The sequence below is a fragment of the Acetivibrio clariflavus DSM 19732 genome, assembly GCF_000237085.1.
Taxonomy (GTDB): Bacteria; Bacillota; Clostridia; order Acetivibrionales; family Acetivibrionaceae; genus Acetivibrio; species Acetivibrio clariflavus.
The window spans coordinates 4,229,077-4,246,850 of record NC_016627.1; the positions used below are offsets into that span (position 1 = coordinate 4,229,077).

The window sequence follows — 17,774 nt, forward strand, 5'->3', positions numbered from 1 at the left end:
TTAAAGGAAGCTAAAAATATCAGTTTATTTGTTCAAAGATAGCTTTCGAATATACTTCTATATCTCCAGGAGTGAGCATGTTGAATTTTTCTTTCACAGCGACAAAATATTCCCCGATCAACTCTTTGGGTATTACACGATTAGAATGCGCATCCACCGGCAAACCGTCTCTAGTATGCCGCCATGGTTTCTCCAGATGCGTAAACTTTTCTAGTATTTTTCCACTATAGCAGCAGAAGTTCTTAATAACGCTATCCAATATCGCTTTTTCAGCAGTTGTAAAAACTGATTCATCGAAAGCTTCAACGCTCTCAATTGGGTCAAACCGATAAGATGAATACCTGTTATATACATCTCTGTAAACCGGTCCATGAACCCATGCCTCACAGTCTTCTTCAAAAAGAAACCGTCCTTCAAAAGCGTAATAAAAGCCCTGGACATAATATAGTGCCTTTTGTAAAGCTAAAGGAGTTATGTCCTCGCACTTATAAAGCAGATATTGGATAATTGAGTCCAGCTTTGAACCCGTTTTGTTTTCTTCCCCAAGCAGTTCCTGTACCTTCCGCTTACTTTTTTCATATGCCTGCAGAGATTTTAAATTGTCCTTATTTTTCTCCAGCAATTCTTTATAATATGCTGGATCATCATAAATCTTTTGAAGAATATCTGAATACTGTTTTGTAGGCATATCACCTTCACAATATCTCGAAAAAGTCATTTCTCCCCAACCTAAAAGCAATGATAGGGGACGTTTGCCAATATTGTATTTCTGAGGTATTTCTAATATCTTCTCCAGCGAAATAATGCCGTTTTTTTGACGGTACGTGTCATACAAAGCCTTTAGATTTTCGTCCTCTATATCCGCTACATAGACTTCGCTCCCACATTCCGTACAAACAGCCTTCTTTCCAGTATACTCATATTCTTCGCCTTTAAGTTTACCCTTAATTGTTGCTGTTTCTACCATGTATTCGACATCTCTTCTGCATTCCTCGCAAAATGTCTTATTCCTATTCATAAGGCGGCCTCCTTTCAAACTCTCTAATTTTCTGATTGATCATCGGAAAAGATAATCAATCGGCTTGTTTCGCTTATGAAACGATATAACAACCACTCGTTTTCCACTTTCACTATCAATTAGATTAAATTTCGTATATATATCAACTATCTCCTCAATGCCATCAAAGTTAAATAACGTAACCTGGGGACAAAATACATATAAAACCTCATGTTCAAATCCTACTTTCGTATTTTGCAATGAATGGCAAAAATCTTCTGTTTTTATTTTCAGTAAAATCTCCTTTTGCCTTCTGCTGTTTAGATTATATTCATTTATAAAATCTATGTTTTCTTGCCTATTCTCATTTTTTGATATAATGAATCTGCCCTCTCTAATACAGTCATGTATCATTGCCAAAATCTCATTAATCTGTTCCCAGGTATAATTCTGATTATAGTGCTGATTCATTGCATTACCTCTTTTGTGATACAATGATACTATATTATATGCCTTTTGTCAAGATTTATGCATCAATTAGTGCATTTTTTATTTTGTTGATTTTTACATTAAGATATGTATACTAAAGATAACAGTTCCTACGAGCTTATATTAGGCGCAATACAGTAGGCCATTAAAAATACCCACTTAGGTAGTTCGTTCTATCTAAGTGGGTTCCTATTTAACATGCAGCTAATGTTATCTTAAACTACTTCCCGTATAAAAGCAGTGCCAGATGATTAAGCGCCTTGTCCTTCCTGCGGTACACCTGTGCTCTTTCAAGAAACAGCTTCTCTCCGATGTTTGCTACAGCTTCTGTCTTGCTCACATCATTAACGAAAAATTCTGTCAGTATAAACTGTTCTTCCTCCGACAGGGCTTCCCAAGCAGGCTTGAACCACTCCATATATTCTAATGCCCGTCTGTAACGTTCTTTCAACACATCAATCTCGTCAAGGCAAGCAGCAAGGCGTTCTTCACCGCTTTTGGGATTGTGTTTGCCCGGAACTCCGGTAATCTTTGCACTGTGAGGGCTTGTCATACGGGTTTCAACTTCATATATATCCTCATCACTGTGTTCGATAATGTACTGCATGCTGTTATAATCTTTCAAAGCTTCAACAGCAGCCGCTTTTTTATCTAAATACTGCCATGCAATCAGCATATCGCACCTCCAAAAAATCAAGATAAAAAACCTTGATCTTTGAAGCAGTGTGCTTTTTTGCGTTGCTTTGCAGTGCTTTATTTCCTTGTTCGTTATGTCTTCGTTCTTTATAGAAGGCCATGCTTTTCCAGAATAGCCTTCACCTCATCTACCGAATGGACAACCGCTGCCACTCCTCCGGCATTGAGGATTTTCCTTATAGTTGCTTCCTGCAGTTTTGTTGTCTTTCCCGATGGGGTTTTTATTTCAAAAGCTATAAACCGCCCATTTACACAGGCAATAATGTCTGGTATCCCCGCTGTCCCGTACATACCACCATGTTCCTTCCAACAGAAACACCCCGGTACTGTCTTTAAGTACCGCAGTACTTTAGTCACAATACTTCTTTCAGACATAACCGCTCATCCTCCAAAAATGTTACCTTTTTCCCTCTTATAACCTCGTAACGTCCAAAAAAGACATCTCATAAATCAGCTTCCCAAGCGCTTTTCAGGATTTTGTTACCTTGTTACCTCTTTTTGGGGTAGGTGTATACACAAATATTTTTATTTTTATATTTTTTAGTCTTAAAAAAGCAATGGTACTTTCGCGCGTATATATAAAGTTTAGGTAACAAAGGTAACATCGGTAACAAGTGGCTATTCACCAGCGTTTCGGGCGTTACCTTTTTGTTACCTTGTTACCTTTTTCAATACTAAAGAGGCTCAATATCTGTAATTTCAAAGCCGCTAACATCGCATCGCTCTTTCAATATCGAAAAATCAAGAGCCCACGCTTTCTTAGTTTCGTTCCCGAAACGCATCGTTTTATTGCTCTCTATAAAAAAGTCACTTTGCCTCAATTGCTTCAAAAACTGGTTATATGGAAGACATTCACCAGTGATTGCATAATCGCGTCTGTACTTGGTATAGCGGTCATATACATCACAGAAACGAATCCCGATAACCTTGCCATCTTTATCAAAAGTGTAGTCTTGATTCGGAGCCAGTTTCATCCGGGCCATGATTTCCAGCGTCTGTTCTACAATAGTCTTGTTATTGCTGCCGCCATCCAGCAAGTACTCCTGCACACCGTTTTGAAGATATCGAATACATGTACCTTTGTTAATGGGAAACACTTCAGACCATGTAACATTAAGGAACTCACATAGTTTGTTTACTAGGCTCAGTCCGGCATAGCAACAGGCGAGATTATTGACGATACGAGATGGAAACTCATCAGATATCTCTGACTTTGCTTCCTCATACCACTTCTCTGCCTCAGCAACCGATACTCTGAGTGCTGTATCCAGCAGGCTCCGACCGAAGCTGCCAAGCAGATCCGCTTTCGCACACAGCTTATAAAATGCTTGTCTATGGCTGGCTGGTTTTAAGTCCTTCTTGCTGAATAGCAATTCTATGCTCCGTTCTCTGATGGCCGCTTCATCCGGCGATTCCTCACCAGCTACAATAATAGGTGCCAACAGTTCATAAGTAACAGCACTTTGATCCGCCCTACCGCGGACACCTTCATGGCCGTCATATGCATCTCGAAGATGGTTGTATAAGGCATTTAGCCTTAACTTATCTATCTTTGAAGGCTTGAACTCATCTATCAACTGCGGTATCAGATTCGATGATGCAGATTCCTTCATCAGTGTAAATGCAGTAACCTGTGTAGCCGCGCGGATTTTGCTGCACGAAAATACCGGCAGAATAACCCGCTCCAATGTATTACTTTTTCCGCTGCCTTGTTCTCCGACAAGCAATAAATGAGGAAACTTAATGCCTGATTTTTTAAGATGCGGTTTAATAAAGCATCCGGCCACCCAGGCCATCACTGACACCGTTTTTATGGGTTCGTTATAGCTGAGGATCCACTCTCCAAGCATAATAAGCTGTTCCTTTGTCAATGGCTCAAAGGTAAGGATATCGGTTGTTATGCTTTTATACTTATCAAGCTGCACGATATCTTCAACAATGCTGCCTCCGGCTTCAATGGCACCATCCGTTGAAACATAGACCATCCGCCCGCCATGCTCATAAATTCCAAGAGCCTTGACCCCTGTTTTCCTTACCCACTCCATTTCAGATATATAACCTTTCAGCAGTTCCAAATCTCCTTCTGAGCCAAAATAGCCTAAGGATATTGTCCGGCGGTTCAAGATATTTTTAAATTTTTGGATGTTATTGAAGTCGGTAGTCATAAATGTCTGGCGGTATATTTCATCACGTATTGTAATAAGATCAGCAGTCATCTGCGTTTCATCTTCTGATACAATCATCTCCACCGGCTGAATGATAAAGTTTGTTATAGGATACACACTTTCGCCTCTGGTGCGGTAATACCTACCCTCATGTTCAAAGATAACTGACTCGCTTTCGCGGCTGTATACGTTCTCTGTGACTTCAATGGCCTTATCCAGTGTCTCCTGCCCATATGTTGCTCCACTTGCATGATGTACCGTATCCCACTTTTCCCGGAATAGCCCGGAATTTCTAAACAGCCTGTCCATCTGCTCTTTGTTTTTGCCTGACCAGAAAGCCAGCATACAGCAAAGAGCAAGGTCGGCTTCGGACTGGCTCGGATACCCTGCTTCCTGCCATTTTCCTTCCCATAGCAGATCAAATTCCTTATGGTTTTCGGCTGTCCGGGCTTTCTCCAGAATTTCTTCATCTGTAAGCGGCTCTAGCTTAACCACCTTACTGTCTTTCTTGCTTTTTCCTCCCCGCTTTTTACTTTTGATATAATTCTCATGTATCCAGGCCAGTGCCCCGTTATCTTCAGCAATGTAATCAGGAGTCCCTGGCAGTCGCTCGCCAGTCATTGTGAAGTATCTGCTGTGGGCATACATTTCAACGCCGGTTTTAGTGTTTTTATTGCCCTTAGCAGGCATCTCCCCTTTATAGAAAATATGAAGCCCAGTTCCTGAAGGGCTGATTTCCGTATAGGACGGAAACCGCTCAAGGATATCCTTGGCGGTATCGCTTAATTCCCCAGTGTTTTTGTCGCGGCAGTGATCTATGTCTATCCCTACTAAGCCTCCGCTTTTTGCGAATACAAAACCTAATCCGGTATAGAGATATTGTTCTTTTGCCGCAATCGCATCGTCAAGGGTCGACCAGTCGTTTGGGTTAGTGCTTGAGGCTTTTCTACCGGTTAAGGGATTGTAAGGGATTTTACTGTCTCTTCCGTCCTTTGTGTTTGGTTCCAGACGCCAGCAGATCCATTGCTTCCGGTTTGCCAATTCTTTAGGGAATGAGATGCTCACTTACACTGCACCTCCTCGCATCGTTCATTAAAATACCGGATCGGAATGCTGCGCTGCTTTGCCTTTTCAATCTCAATGGACATCCCTTTAGTAATTTTTCTGCCAAATACCCACACTTCTGAGCACTTTGACATCAATACCATGCCAAAGTACAAGCCCAGATTTCGCATTTGTTCATCATCGTCGTCCATAAACTGCGGAAACAAGAGGTGCGGAGCAATAGGTATGCAATTCCTGCTCACTGCAAAGCGGCAGTACCCCTGAGCCTTACGGATATTACGTTCTATATCACCAGCATATGGGCTGCAGATAAATACCATCGGTCTGTAAGGCGCTTTCCTGGCCTCTCGCTCAATCCTAAGCAGTGCTTCATAAGGTGTGGGGTCGTAATAGGTCGACCTGATGGCATAGATGTCTAAGGGCTATTTTTTATTATCTGTCCTTGGAAACATGTCAATTTTTACTGTAATTCATTTTACACATTCATTTTCTATCCTTTCTTTGATAAAATTACCTAAATTTTCTTTAGTAATATCCATTGTTTTCAAATCGTTTAGCAGAAAAGATTCTATTAGGAATTTTCTAAAAATAATTAAAAAAGAATGCAGCTTTTTTTCCTTTAAATCGTCTATTAAAGTTAGAACATAAAAAAACAGACAAAGGGGGGTTATATTATTGAAACTGTTCAAAAAGAATATGATATTGTTTTTGGCTTGCTCCCTGCTGTTCCTTGTTGCATGTCCCTTCAATATTGATGAACCTGTAGCTATCGATGAAGAAGATACTTCTATTAAAACCATCAATACCATCAATGGCGGAGAAACTCCTTTAGCAACTATAGGCGAAGGAGATACATATGTTACAGCTACCTACAAAGATTTTGATATAATTTGTGTTGACAGACTTCCCTTGGTAGTCAAGTCTGTCGAAGATTTAAAGCTTGCGATAGAAGAGAGTACATCACAGAAAGTATCAGATATGCATTATGATCCGGCTATAAATTTATCCTCCATTGATTATTTTTATGTACCAACAGCTGAGTTTGATAATCATGAACTTTTTCAGATCGAGGTATTGAAGTATTATATCATCTATTATTATTTACCTAAAGATATAATAAAAAGTTCGCAACCATTTTTTGATTACGATACGGGTATAAAAATTATGTTCTCACGGAAGCCGGTTAAAGACGACCCGCTGACTCCTATAGTAAAACAAACGGGGATTTCATTAACCGAAGATAATATCCTCTATGACAAGAATCGGAATAACGCATTTTTTGCAGCTGGAGATACGTGTATGAGCATTACGGTTCCGGATGAACTCAACGACTATAATTATCTAAAGAATCTCGGTCTGGCAGAAAAAGTTTATGTGACAAAGGATAAGCAAGAATAATTATGATTAAATTATACATCTACCCTGTTAACACCTATAAAAAACGGTAGTTTCAACTTTTTCCGCAATCATTAATCCAGTCTCTATGCAAATTTGGAAAAAAGAAACCTGCTACAATTTGCAGCAAGCTTCTTTTATAAGATTTTCATTTTTTAACGGGATTCTCTACATAAGGCGTGTTCGTAATTGCAAATTCTCCTATAACGGTTTTCCCATCGGCTTCATAAAGCGGAATTATCTTAACAACAGTGGGTTCACCGGATTTTTTCAGACTTTGGACCTTCTTTAATGCTTGAGTCCGAGCAACAGCTTCTTCAGGAGTTTTTGGCATATCTTCCTGAAGATCCTTAGCATAAACGTAACCTTCTGTCCCGTCAATTCCGACTGCGGCGATTAAATCAGGCTCCGTTTCCACAGATACAGCATAGACTCCCGACCCATAAGTCTGCCCGTATTCATTTACCTGGTACTTAGGTGCTTGCTCCTGGCTTCTGTTGGTATAACCGGAAACTGCAAAGGCAACTCCTGCTGTTACACTAATTATCAAGCCAAGTACAAAAGGAATTATAAAATTTTTTCTCATATTTACATGCCTCCTATTACTATTTGTAGTGTGTCGTTAAGAAAACCAGTCGCTCTTTTATGGATTTTGGGCCGGACTTTTAAACGTATAATACTGTGTGTACCCATCTCCGTTATATGCCGCTGTAATTCCATAGGAATAATAAGCATCTGATGCTTTTGCTGGATTAAGACTCGCAAAATCGCTATTAAGTGCATTTGTTTCCTTAGAATTATACACAAAAGATGTCGATGCTACTAATTTATCCGAGCTGTTATACAGCCTTGCCTTGGCACCCATGTACCCGCTTGGAACCTTATTGGTAATAGGATCACACTGTACTCTTGTCCCAGCATTTGCATATGCTACATTGTTATAATAACCAGCATATACGAAGGCATAGTTTGCATAATCTTTGCCGTATACCGTATAATAACCGGTTGCACCTGTAGCTCCACCTTCAGCAAATGCCGTTATTACAAACATTGGGGTCAATCCAAGAATGAATGCAAACAGAGGGATACCAATTTTGTTTAGTTTTTTTGCCACTAATTTCATAAATTATCTTCCTCCGTTCAAATTTTTTTACAAGCACCTTTCCTCAAAATTCATAGAAAACTTTCAACGCATCCAGAAACCCAATGGAATCCCCTCCTCTGATTTTTGTTCTTACTAATAAAGACAAATCAAAGGAGGCTTTTGTGACAGGAAAAATGATATTTCCCAAAAAAATTTTGTGAAACCTACAGGCTTGTGCCTGCGCCTGCCGTTTTTGACGCTTCCGGCGATTGTTATGACTGTTGATTCAGAAACCACAGGAAATACCCGGATATCATCCTTGAAGTATGCGACATCTGTTAGACATAATGCTTGGTTGTACATGTAATTTAAACGCTTTCCGCAATCTTTATTCCAGTGTCTCTATGCAGAGTTGGCAGTAATTTGCTACTCAATGCTAAGTGTATTTGTTCCATCCTTGTCATTTATCCTGACCTTTTCTACTCTCATTTGATTATCATAATAGAAAACCATTTGCGTGCCATTGTCAAATGTATAGATCTCTCCCGAAAAGCCAGACAATTTTCCTGACGGTTCCCCAAGTATTCGGTGTACATCGTTCTGGAGAGTGCCAATTACTTGCTCTCTAATATTAGGCGATGTTTTAGTTACAGAGTCTTCTTTTGAACAACCAATTATTCCAATGATACATAAAATCAAAAACGTAACCAATAACAATTTTTTTCTCATTAAATTATCCTTCATCTCCTTTAATTTATATCATTCTTATTTCTTGAACTGCAAGATTAATTGATATAATCCATCCAGCCGCTTACACTTATACTCCATAAGCATGATAGAGATGTTATGTTTTTCAACTCCCTTATGGATCTCATAATAAAATCTCCTCGATTTTCTTTTCAATAAAACAAAGGCTTTTGTGACAAGGAAAATAAATTTTCTAAAAATTTTTCTGAACCTTATGGACTTAAGTCTGTGTCTGTAATTTCAACACTTTCCGCGATCTTAAACACGATATCTCTATCCAGTGTTGATGACACCATATACATATACTTATCATCGCACCAGAGCAGGTTCTGGACGCCATGATTGGAATAGTATTTTGCGGGATGGCCGTTGAACTCAAGCTCCTCAAGCTCGGCGCCTTCGGTGTTTATATCCATTGAAACGTCCTCAAGGCGCTGCTGGCTGTAGGATATATAGTCGGTCCCCTTCTCGTACACCAGCAGGACGGGCCCGGCCGTTTTTTCGCTGACAAGCTCGAAGCCTTCCGGTATGAAGGACGGCCTGCGTACGATAAATTCACCGGCCGAATCACTTGATGACCGGCTTTCATTAAAGAATATATGAGTGAATTTTTCGTACACCTCGGTTATGAATTCAAATACCGCGGCGCGCACGGCCGATACGCTCATCGCCGTTGCAAGCAGGATGACGATCGCAGCAGCCAAGGCGACCGCCCGCCTGCGGAGAAATACAGCTCCACCGGCCTGGTTCCCCGTTTTGCTCCGGCGTACAAGCTTTTTCATCCTACGCTCAAACCTTTTTGAGAATTCATGCTCAATCTCATAATCCGCCGACAGGGCTTCCAGTTCGCGGATGTCAGCCCTGACGACGGCTTCCCTGAGCATTTCGTCGGTAAAATCAATCTTCATCGCAGAAATCCTCCCTTCGCAGAATCTCCTCAAGCATGCGCCTTGCGCGCTCGAGCCGCTTTCTGACCGCCGCCTCGGAAATACCAAGCATCCCCGCTATTTCCGCGTTCGAAAATTCCTGGACGTATTTCAGCTTCAGCGCATCCTTATATATTGCCGGCAGCTTCAGCACGGCCTTTGCGAGGCTATCCAAATCATCGGTTCGTTCCAATTTTTCTCCGGCGGCGCAGAACGCGGCCTCTTCAATCGGAACGGCGGGATGCCTTTTACGGCGGTTATACATATTGATGGCGGCGTTCCTAACAATAATAACAACGTAGCTCCTTGTTTTGTGACAGGAAATTTCGCCCACCTTATCGAAATTCTCAAGTATTTTTAGAAAAGCCTGATGCACGGCGTCCTCCGCGAGGCCCTCGTCGTTCAATATGCCGTTTGCGACGTGGAACATGAGCTTTCTGTATGTAAGGTAAAGCGATTCGAATTTGCTCTTTTCGTCATCGCCATCAAGCATCGACAGATATATCGGGAGCATCTCCGCCCATCCCTCCTTCGTGACCTGTGTTTTCCAATGCATGTTTTGCATGGATCCCGCGGCGGTAAACAGTGCATAAATGCAGCCGCTGGCAGCAACATCGTATACTTACTGGAAAATAATATCAAGCGGCGGCATATCATTTGACGTTTTTTGCCGCCGATGGTTCCGGCAGACATGTTCCCTCATACAATCAACCGCCGTCTTTTCCGTCTACACAACCCCGTCCGCCGGAAGCCGCCCTGAAAGGCTGTGGATGTGTTTCCGCGAACAATCACGCACATAAAAATACAGGGCTTTCCGGCATCCCAGCCGCCAAAAAGCACATTTTCGGCAGATGGCAAATCACCTGAAAGCCCTGTATTCAGGCCGTTTTTCAGGCGCTTATTTGTTTTTTACATTTGATAGAGTAGAGCAGTGGGGTTACCACCGCCCCCTCATCAAACCGTACGTGCAGTTTTCCCGCATACGGCTTTCCGATATTCTTCTTCCTTCAGCATTCAGCCGCACATACTTGCCAGTCCCGCTTGCTTAGTCAATTCTCTGACTTTAGCAGCATTCCCTAGCCTATAGTTACGTTGTTTCTTCCGATTGTACCAACGGGTAAACTTAAAATTGATATACTTATCTATCTTCCATAACCATAGTCTTGCAAATCGTCTGGCATAATAGTTTCTCATGCCAATGATTTTAGGATTGAGCAACTTAACCATCTCTTCCATGCTCAACAGCAATTTGCTCGGACTTGCAAACACCTCTTTGATGTTAGCCCTCATTTTCTTCATAGCCTTCTTGGACGGTATCTGCTGTAGTGTCCAATACCACTGCCAGCTTTTGTTTCTGAATCGCTGAAATCTGTTGTTGAAGCCGAGAAAATCAAAGCTGTCTTTTCCGAAATACATATCAACAAGCCTTGTTTTCTCACTATGCAATGTTAGTTCCAGCTTTTTCATAATCCATTTTACAGCACGCAACGCTTCTTCTGCTTGAGATAACTTCTTGCATAATATCACAAAATCATCTGCATATCGTACTAATTCTCCCAAGTGTCCGAACCTCTTACTCCAACATACATCAAAATAATTCAAATATATATTGGATAACAGTGGTGAAATAACTCCGCCCTGGGGTGCACCAACAGTACTTTCACTGTATTGCCCGTCTTCCAGCACTCCTGCCTTCAGCCAGCCTTTTATCAGCTTCAGCACCCTTCGGTCAGTTATTCTCTGTTTGACCAGCAAAAGCAGCTTATCATGGTTGATGCTCCCAAAATAATCTCTTATGTCAGCATCTATTACCCATAATGCTCCGCCTTTGTCTGCCATTTCATATATCCTGTCCATTGCCTGTTTTGCATTTCTTTTCGGTCGGAACCCATACGAGCAAGGCTGAAAATCTGCTTCAAATACCGGCTCTATTACTATCTTTGCCGCCATCTGCACTATTCTGTCCTTAATCGTAGGTATTCCTAATGCTCTTTTTCTACCATCTTGTTTTGGAATATAGGTTCGTCTGACAGGCTTGCACCGATATTTCTCTGCCCGCAAATCTTCTGCTATTTCGTCCAGCAGTTTTTCTTCGCCGTACGCTTTCACATCATCAATGCTGACTTTGTCAATACCGCCTGCTCCACCATTCTGTTTTACCCGTTTCCATGCTTCTTCCAAGATGTCCTTACGGTATATCTTGTCATACAACGCATAGAACTTTCTCTTTCGGTCAGCTTTGGCTGTAAGGTATAGTCTGTTTTGGAAGTCTCGTACTTTTTCATGGGTGTTTATAGCTTTTTCGGCAATCACCGGCACCTACCTCCTTTACAGACTTGAATAAAGTTGTGCCCCTTCCCTATGCACAGTTTTGTTGTCTGTACAATCCTTGGTACTATGAGCACTTCTGACTGCCTCTTTGCAGAAAGCAACTTCGCTTTTGCTTATATGCATCCTCTTTACAGTTTCCTGTGCAAAGTAGGCTCTCTCCAGTTCCGGCAAATACTTTCCTGACGTGTCGCTACCTCTACACCGCAGGGTTCTTAGGTATTGCATTTAGGGTTCTTCATACCATCTGCTGTCTTCGCTGTTGATGTCCCAGCTCGACTCCCTGTTGTTCCCTTTCGGGAATGTCAATAACGGTGCGGCAGTATTCACTTTATGTTACAACCCGCCAGTTTGCCTGCTCCTTTCGGAACATTCCGTAACGCTTCAACGCATAGATTACTCCATACGCTGGTTACTGACTAAGTGGCTGCCCTACCTTTACCACTGCAGGACTTTCACCTGCTAGCATTTGCCAGCTTAGCTGGACGCACTCATCAATACCACGCACTCAACATGGAACGAGCCGCTTGGATTGATGTCTTGGGCTAATTTTTTGAACCTTACGTTTACGGGAACATGTCAATGAGTTTTTCGGACATTTTTGAAAAATCGCTGTTCACGGGAACATATCTACGCAGGAAGTATATCAGCATAGCCCATTGAAACCTAAAATATGACTCTTGAGGAATAAGTCGTCTTCCTCCACTACTTTACTTTTTTGATTTTCAAGCATGTCTTTAGCAGATCATTCCTAAAGTCAATGTCAAATTCCCTGTAATGCTGGCTTTCTCCCCATTGCCGCATTGATTCATGTTCCGGATGCTTAAGGTCATTCCATGCTTCAAGAAATTCTTTGTAACCGCCAAAACCACCTACATCTTCCGGCGGACAAGCCCCCGCGCCTGCAAGTATTATAGGGTAACCAAACTCATAATCTTCAATGGTTTTTTCCAGTTCAATTTTATGTCTCCAATAATCGCCAAAGTCATAAATGTACTCAAGGGTCTTATATTTTTCCAGATAGTTATCAATTTTGACCGTTTGAGGCTGTCTAACGGTTGTTTCAATTATCCTGGCTATAATGCCATGAGGGTCTTCTTTTCTTGTTGGCTTTTTGCTTTTGTACTTGGCAGAGTAAAATTTAAATACCTCATAGGATTCTTCGTCATTTGTAATTCTGAGTTTCTCCTGCGGAAACTCAAATTCATAAAGATGATAATCCCGCCAACCCATTGAAAATTGTATTGTGTCATGCAGGCGTCTGAAGGTAACATCCGCCGGGATAACTACCCTTCTCCATATTAGTGGTTCGGAATCAATTAATTCGATTTTTATCTGAAAGGCTTTCATCACTTTCACCTGAATTCCTTTCCCGTTATTCTTTTAATCACTTTACAGAACTGCCTCCATTCTTCTGGAAACTTATTGTCGCCATATTTTCTGACGGTTCTCCCGTCTGTAATTATTTCAACGCTCCATTGAGTCCCGTCACAGACTCCGGGTTCTACGTATTTTGCTTTCCAGTTCAGCAGATTGATCTCTTTTAAACTCTTAATGAATTCTTCTGCAGTTTTATTTCGGATGGATCTTGTACTGGTTTTTTCAGAACCACCCTCTTTGAACAGCCATGTAGTTTTAAGATTTTTCAAATCAATATCTACATGATAATACCCGCCAAAGTAACCACCCACTGATGCTTTAAGCCCTTTAATCTGACCGTATATGATGTCAAGCACCTGCTCCCGGTTCCACTCATTTTTACAATCCTTGCAGTAGTATTCCGGACCGCCTTCTATAATGCAACAACCGCCCAATTTTACTTTTCCGGCTTCAGCTTCCTGAAAAAGCTTAAAACTCGGCATGCCATATACAATTTTAACCGAATTCTTAGACCCGCATTTAGGGCATTTTTTATAATTAACAGCCACTTTTCCGCACCTCTTTGCTACATAGCAGTCATTATTAATCCACTACTTCTTTGCCTTATCTATTTCTGAGGTCATACCTGATTTTTATAGTCGAACTATAACCGCTGGGAGTAGTATGTAAAACTTCATCACCAGGCATCATTTTCTCATACATAATCCTGCATATCTGCGGCATCCTGTTTTTCATACCCATCTGCTTATGAATATCCCCTGAAACCAAATCAATATAGTCCTCGCCTCGCAATTTTGCTTCCTGTAACAATTTTTCTATATACTGCCTTACACCGTTTGAAACTGCGATTTTTCGCGCGTGACCCCCCGCCCGTTTCCGGGATGAAAAGTGGTAGAGATTTAGACCCCCCTACCCTATAAACTGCAGAAAATCTCAAAAGTTAAGCAGTTCTTTGAATTTCGTGAGATTTTTTGCATCTATTTTAAGCCGTTTTTCGGCATTGTTTTCAAACGAGGTATTTGCCCCTGTTAAAAAAGAAGTGAGTGTTTTTATTTACTTGTCAGTCAGACGAACAATTTGACAATTGACCGTCATTCTGTCCAATAAAGTCTGGCAAAGGTGCTTGTCTTCAACTGCATCTATCCATGCTGACAGTTCACGATTGGTTATAAAAATAATGCTTCTGGCTTCATTAAGAAAGGTAACTGCCCGGTAGAAAACCTGCAGTTCTGCCCTGGTTGGTTCCACATAAAAGACATCATCAATAATAATTAAGTCACATTCCTGCATATAAGAAAAGATCGCTTCTGCTTTTGGACTTGTGGCCTTCTTTTCTGCTACTGCGATAAAATTATCAAAAGGCGCATAATAGGTTTTATGTCCATTATCGATCGCTGTTTCTCCAAGATGAACTGCAAGACTAGTTTTACCTGTCCCGCATTTACCAAGCAGAATAACGTTTTGTTCTTCATTGAGCCACATCAGATGGTATAATTGTTTTATCTGCCATTCCAAACCTTTGTTTAAATTCGATAATTCAAATACCTTGTTGGGAAGTTTGCTTGCCCTTCTTAGCTTGATCTGTTTTTGTCTGGCTCGTATCTCTAGTTCTTTATGTAATATCATCTGAAGATAATCTAGGTTGGACAGCTTCTCATCATTCAAATCAATATATCCCCTTGCGATATTCCAAAGGTTGAGCTTTTGGGCCAATTCACGGATTTCTGTTATATCAGCCATCGATTTCCCTCCTTATTTCTTTACTCCTCGCCAAATGATTAAAATACTGCTGATTCGGCAAAAACTTCTTAGCTATATGCTCTCCGTACTGATACATGAGATAAGCCAAAAGCTCATAGGCACTGCAGCGTTCAGTATCAATGCAGTATTCTATTCCATCAAGCAATTGTCCAATTGTATAAAACCTTGTCATCCGGTATAATCGAATGCAATGTGTATTAAAATATTTCGACTGTTGCTGCTCCATCCGGCGAATGAATTCCTGAGCTATTTCGTATTCTGCAAAATATTGTTTTATGATGGTTAAAGAAACCCTGTCTCTGCTGTAATTTTCTTCTGGTTTGAACAACTGCCCGGTATCTTCTGTGACTGGATATTTAGCCAATAAATCATTTGTTTCAGCATCATAGAACAAAAGCATTTCACCATCATCTTCAATGCGAATGCGTTTATGAGCATCCATCATACCTGTATTAATCTGATAACGGTTGCCTTTATAATTTACCACTCCATCCTTATCAAAGGAGGCCACAGTGCTTGATACTTCGGAATAAGGTTTGACATGGAACAGGTATTTTTGCTCTTCCATGAACATTTCACGCGGCACTTTTCTGGTCACAGTATGTATTCGCCCGTTGCCTTCCCTATCTAACCATGCAAGGGCAGCACTGTTAAGGCAATCAATTCCGGTGTATATCCTGCCCTCAAGAAAACTTTGCTTTATGTATCCAATCACCTCTTCAACCTTGCCTTTACTTTGAGGATCTCTTGGTCTACATAGCGAAACACTGTAACCTATACGCTTAACATATTCTTCAAAGGCGGGTACGAATATGATATTCCCCAGATTTTCACTGACTACATAGACACGGTCAAGGTCATAAAGAATAGTCTGCGTTCTTCCTCCAAAATATTGGAATGCATAGTTATGAGCTTTAATGGCCGTTTTGGTTATAAAGGGATCCGGTGAAAAATAAACAAATTTCATTCTGCTATAACTCAGAACCATGCAAAAGAAATATATTCGTACAATTCGCCCGTACATATCCTTAAGTTTGTATTGACCAAAATCCGCCTGCGCTTCATATCCCGGTGGAGAAATTTCACGGGGTGAGGTTTTACGTTTACTGGCATGCGGATACCCGTGCTGTTCCCTTAAGGCTTTCATATAGCGGTAGAATGTAGCTCGTTTAACTTGTAGATCAGGGAAGGCCTCCACCAATTTGAGATAGATGTTTGTATCCCTCATTTGTGGACAAATTTTCAAATGTTCCAGTATGTACTGACGGTAGTTATCCATGTGGTACCTTTCCTTTTCAGCTTCCCTTACATAATCTTCTTCGCTCATATTCCAGTATTTGCTGACAGAAGAATAGGTTATCCCCAGTGCTTTTGCGGTTTTTGTCTGAGCAAGTCCAAGTGCTTTGTACTCCAGGATTTTTCGGTATTGCTCGATTCCAATCATTTTTGATTTCCTCCTTTGGTTTTTGTGTTATTAAAGTCATAATACCTATATTAGTACAAGCATAGGCATCACCTCCTTGTTAGGAGTCTATAAACCAGACTTAATTATATAAACAAAAAACACCCATCGGGTGTTCTTGTAAAAAATCTAAAAAATGATAATTTTATTTTTCATTTTGCAATCTTGATATCCATCGTGCAAAGGGTTCTCTATGTCGTTCATACCACTGGCTCGTAGCTAAAAACTTCATCCCGTTGAACTCAAAAATTTCTTTCCAGTACCGACCATAAATTCCATCCTTAATTTGAGCTGAAATATCTTCATTGTCTTTATACTTTTTAAGAAGCGGGTAATCTATTCCCAATACTTCTTTCGACCATTGCTTTGACTGCATTTCACTTATTTCTTTATCAGTAAAACGATATTGATGGTTTGATAGCTCCCTAAGGGTTTGACGAACATATTTTCCAATTCTCGTTTCGTCATGGTTTTCTCTTTGGTCTGGATTGTATTCATCATTTGCTTTATCACTTTTATGTAAAGGGGTGTAATCTGCTCGTAGATATACGTAATAATCGGTTAATTTTATATCGAATTTCCTTAGAAGTTTTCTGATAAGATTTCTTATACTGTTGGCACTTAAGTTAGTCCAGACATATATGTCTATGTTCTTCATTTTTTCATTTTTTCTATCGACATATTTTCTGCTAAAGTAGGAAACCTTTCTTCCTTTCATAACGGGATCATCAATAAACTCACTAAACTTAGTGGCATCTATCTCTGCCAACAAATCACATGTTTGCAGCAGCAAATCCTTCCAATCTTTAGCTGTATATCGATTATTATTAAATGAAAAAGCGACCACCTTTTTATGGGTAAAATCTTCATAAAGGGTATGAGGAATGGAAGAATCAACGATATAATCCGAATAATTTGGTATAGTTTTCTGTTCATCTATTTCGTCGAGTTCTTCATCAATTTCGTCATCATCGGCCTCTGCATCTATGTTGAGCAAAGATGTATACTCATTGATTGTCTCCTGAATTGTTGACACTGTTTTAGAAAACTCCCATAATTCCATTCCTTTGTCAAATTCCTTATTCTTATGGAATTCTGCAATTGACTTATTTGTGCTGCTCATCAGTCCATCCAGAGCAAGGTTTAGCAAATCCAACGCATCAGAAATTTCAGTTGCATCCTTTGGAAAATACCGTTTAATAATTTCTATTATTCGGATTATATCGTCCTGTGACATTTTACACCATCCCCTCTTAATTATAATTTTAACTTATATTCA

General features: G+C 40.5%; 20 protein-coding genes. 1 reads left to right on the forward strand and 19 read right to left on the reverse strand.

Annotated features, from left to right (window positions below):
• Positions 1 to 19: 19 nt before the first annotated feature.
• The 6 genes from CLOCL_RS17650 to CLOCL_RS17675 form a co-directional block, all read right to left on the reverse strand.
• Positions 20 to 1,018, reverse strand: coding sequence for a type II TA system antitoxin MqsA family protein (locus CLOCL_RS17650; RefSeq protein WP_014256600.1), 999 nt, complete (start codon positions 1,016 to 1,018; stop codon positions 20 to 22).
• A gap of 39 nt (positions 1,019 to 1,057) precedes the next feature.
• Positions 1,058 to 1,468 (reverse strand): hypothetical protein, encoded by a 411-nt coding sequence (locus tag CLOCL_RS17655; protein ID WP_014256601.1) that lies wholly within the window; start codon positions 1,466 to 1,468, stop codon positions 1,058 to 1,060.
• Between the two features lie 238 nt (positions 1,469 to 1,706).
• Complete coding sequence (locus CLOCL_RS17660) at positions 1,707 to 2,162, reverse strand: hypothetical protein (RefSeq protein WP_014256602.1); 456 nt, start codon at positions 2,160 to 2,162, stop codon at positions 1,707 to 1,709.
• A gap of 107 nt (positions 2,163 to 2,269) precedes the next feature.
• The gene (locus CLOCL_RS17665; protein WP_014256603.1) at positions 2,270 to 2,557 is read right to left on the reverse strand and encodes a VRR-NUC domain-containing protein; all 288 of its coding nucleotides are present in this window, start codon (positions 2,555 to 2,557) and stop codon (positions 2,270 to 2,272) included.
• A gap of 299 nt (positions 2,558 to 2,856) precedes the next feature.
• A complete protein-coding gene (locus tag CLOCL_RS17670; RefSeq protein ID WP_014256604.1) occupies positions 2,857 to 5,412 on the reverse strand; it encodes a phage NrS-1 polymerase family protein in 2,556 nt (851 codons plus the stop codon).
• Entirely contained in the window at positions 5,409 to 5,825 is a 417-nt protein-coding gene (locus tag CLOCL_RS17675; protein ID WP_041715257.1) for a DUF7768 domain-containing protein, read from the reverse strand. Before CLOCL_RS17675 ends, CLOCL_RS17670 begins: the two co-directional genes overlap by 4 nt.
• Before the next feature lie 262 nt (positions 5,826 to 6,087).
• Here CLOCL_RS17675 and CLOCL_RS17685 point away from each other — a divergent pair, with 262 nt between their 5' ends.
• Positions 6,088 to 6,810, forward strand: coding sequence for a hypothetical protein (locus CLOCL_RS17685; protein WP_014256605.1), 723 nt, complete (start codon positions 6,088 to 6,090; stop codon positions 6,808 to 6,810).
• 145 nt (positions 6,811 to 6,955) lie between these two features.
• On the opposite strand, the gene CLOCL_RS17690 is transcribed toward CLOCL_RS17685, so the two are convergent.
• The 13 genes from CLOCL_RS17690 to CLOCL_RS17750 form a co-directional block, all read right to left on the reverse strand.
• Positions 6,956 to 7,393: a hypothetical protein gene (locus CLOCL_RS17690; RefSeq protein WP_014256606.1), complete on the reverse strand. Its 438-nt coding sequence runs from the start codon at positions 7,391 to 7,393 to the stop codon at positions 6,956 to 6,958.
• Positions 7,394 to 7,450: 57 nt separating this feature from the next.
• Complete coding sequence (locus tag CLOCL_RS17695; protein WP_014256607.1) at positions 7,451 to 7,930, reverse strand: hypothetical protein; 480 nt, start codon at positions 7,928 to 7,930, stop codon at positions 7,451 to 7,453.
• Between the two features lie 387 nt (positions 7,931 to 8,317).
• A complete protein-coding gene (locus CLOCL_RS17700) occupies positions 8,318 to 8,620 on the reverse strand; it encodes a hypothetical protein (RefSeq protein ID WP_014256608.1) in 303 nt (100 codons plus the stop codon).
• A gap of 230 nt (positions 8,621 to 8,850) precedes the next feature.
• The gene (locus tag CLOCL_RS17705; RefSeq protein ID WP_014256609.1) at positions 8,851 to 9,546 is read right to left on the reverse strand and encodes a DUF4367 domain-containing protein; all 696 of its coding nucleotides are present in this window, start codon (positions 9,544 to 9,546) and stop codon (positions 8,851 to 8,853) included.
• Positions 9,536 to 10,078 (reverse strand): RNA polymerase sigma factor, encoded by a 543-nt coding sequence (locus CLOCL_RS17710; RefSeq protein WP_014256610.1) that lies wholly within the window; start codon positions 10,076 to 10,078, stop codon positions 9,536 to 9,538. The genes CLOCL_RS17705 and CLOCL_RS17710 overlap by 11 nt, the downstream gene beginning before the upstream one ends.
• Before the next feature lie 500 nt (positions 10,079 to 10,578).
• Positions 10,579 to 11,877 carry a group II intron reverse transcriptase/maturase gene (gene ltrA, locus CLOCL_RS17715; RefSeq protein WP_014256611.1) on the reverse strand — a complete coding sequence of 433 codons (1,299 nt, stop codon included), beginning with the start codon at positions 11,875 to 11,877 and terminating at the stop codon, positions 10,579 to 10,581.
• A 15-nt stretch (positions 11,878 to 11,892) separates the two neighbouring features.
• Positions 11,893 to 12,120 (reverse strand): hypothetical protein, encoded by a 228-nt coding sequence (locus tag CLOCL_RS22280; RefSeq protein WP_144686997.1) that lies wholly within the window; start codon positions 12,118 to 12,120, stop codon positions 11,893 to 11,895.
• 477 nt (positions 12,121 to 12,597) lie between these two features.
• Positions 12,598 to 13,242: a plasmid pRiA4b ORF-3 family protein gene (locus CLOCL_RS17720; protein WP_014256612.1), complete on the reverse strand. Its 645-nt coding sequence runs from the start codon at positions 13,240 to 13,242 to the stop codon at positions 12,598 to 12,600.
• Between the two features lie 5 nt (positions 13,243 to 13,247).
• Positions 13,248 to 13,820 carry a hypothetical protein gene (locus tag CLOCL_RS21325; RefSeq protein WP_014256613.1) on the reverse strand — a complete coding sequence of 191 codons (573 nt, stop codon included), beginning with the start codon at positions 13,818 to 13,820 and terminating at the stop codon, positions 13,248 to 13,250.
• A 55-nt stretch (positions 13,821 to 13,875) separates the two neighbouring features.
• Complete coding sequence (locus CLOCL_RS17735; protein ID WP_041715259.1) at positions 13,876 to 14,064, reverse strand: hypothetical protein; 189 nt, start codon at positions 14,062 to 14,064, stop codon at positions 13,876 to 13,878.
• 261 nt (positions 14,065 to 14,325) lie between these two features.
• Positions 14,326 to 15,012: an ATP-binding protein gene (locus CLOCL_RS17740; RefSeq protein WP_014256614.1), complete on the reverse strand. Its 687-nt coding sequence runs from the start codon at positions 15,010 to 15,012 to the stop codon at positions 14,326 to 14,328.
• Entirely contained in the window at positions 15,005 to 16,477 is a 1,473-nt protein-coding gene (gene istA, locus CLOCL_RS17745; RefSeq protein WP_014256615.1) for an IS21 family transposase, read from the reverse strand. Before istA ends, CLOCL_RS17740 begins: the two co-directional genes overlap by 8 nt.
• A gap of 163 nt (positions 16,478 to 16,640) precedes the next feature.
• Complete coding sequence (locus CLOCL_RS17750) at positions 16,641 to 17,732, reverse strand: hypothetical protein (RefSeq protein WP_014256616.1); 1,092 nt, start codon at positions 17,730 to 17,732, stop codon at positions 16,641 to 16,643.
• Positions 17,733 to 17,774 lie beyond the last annotated feature (42 nt).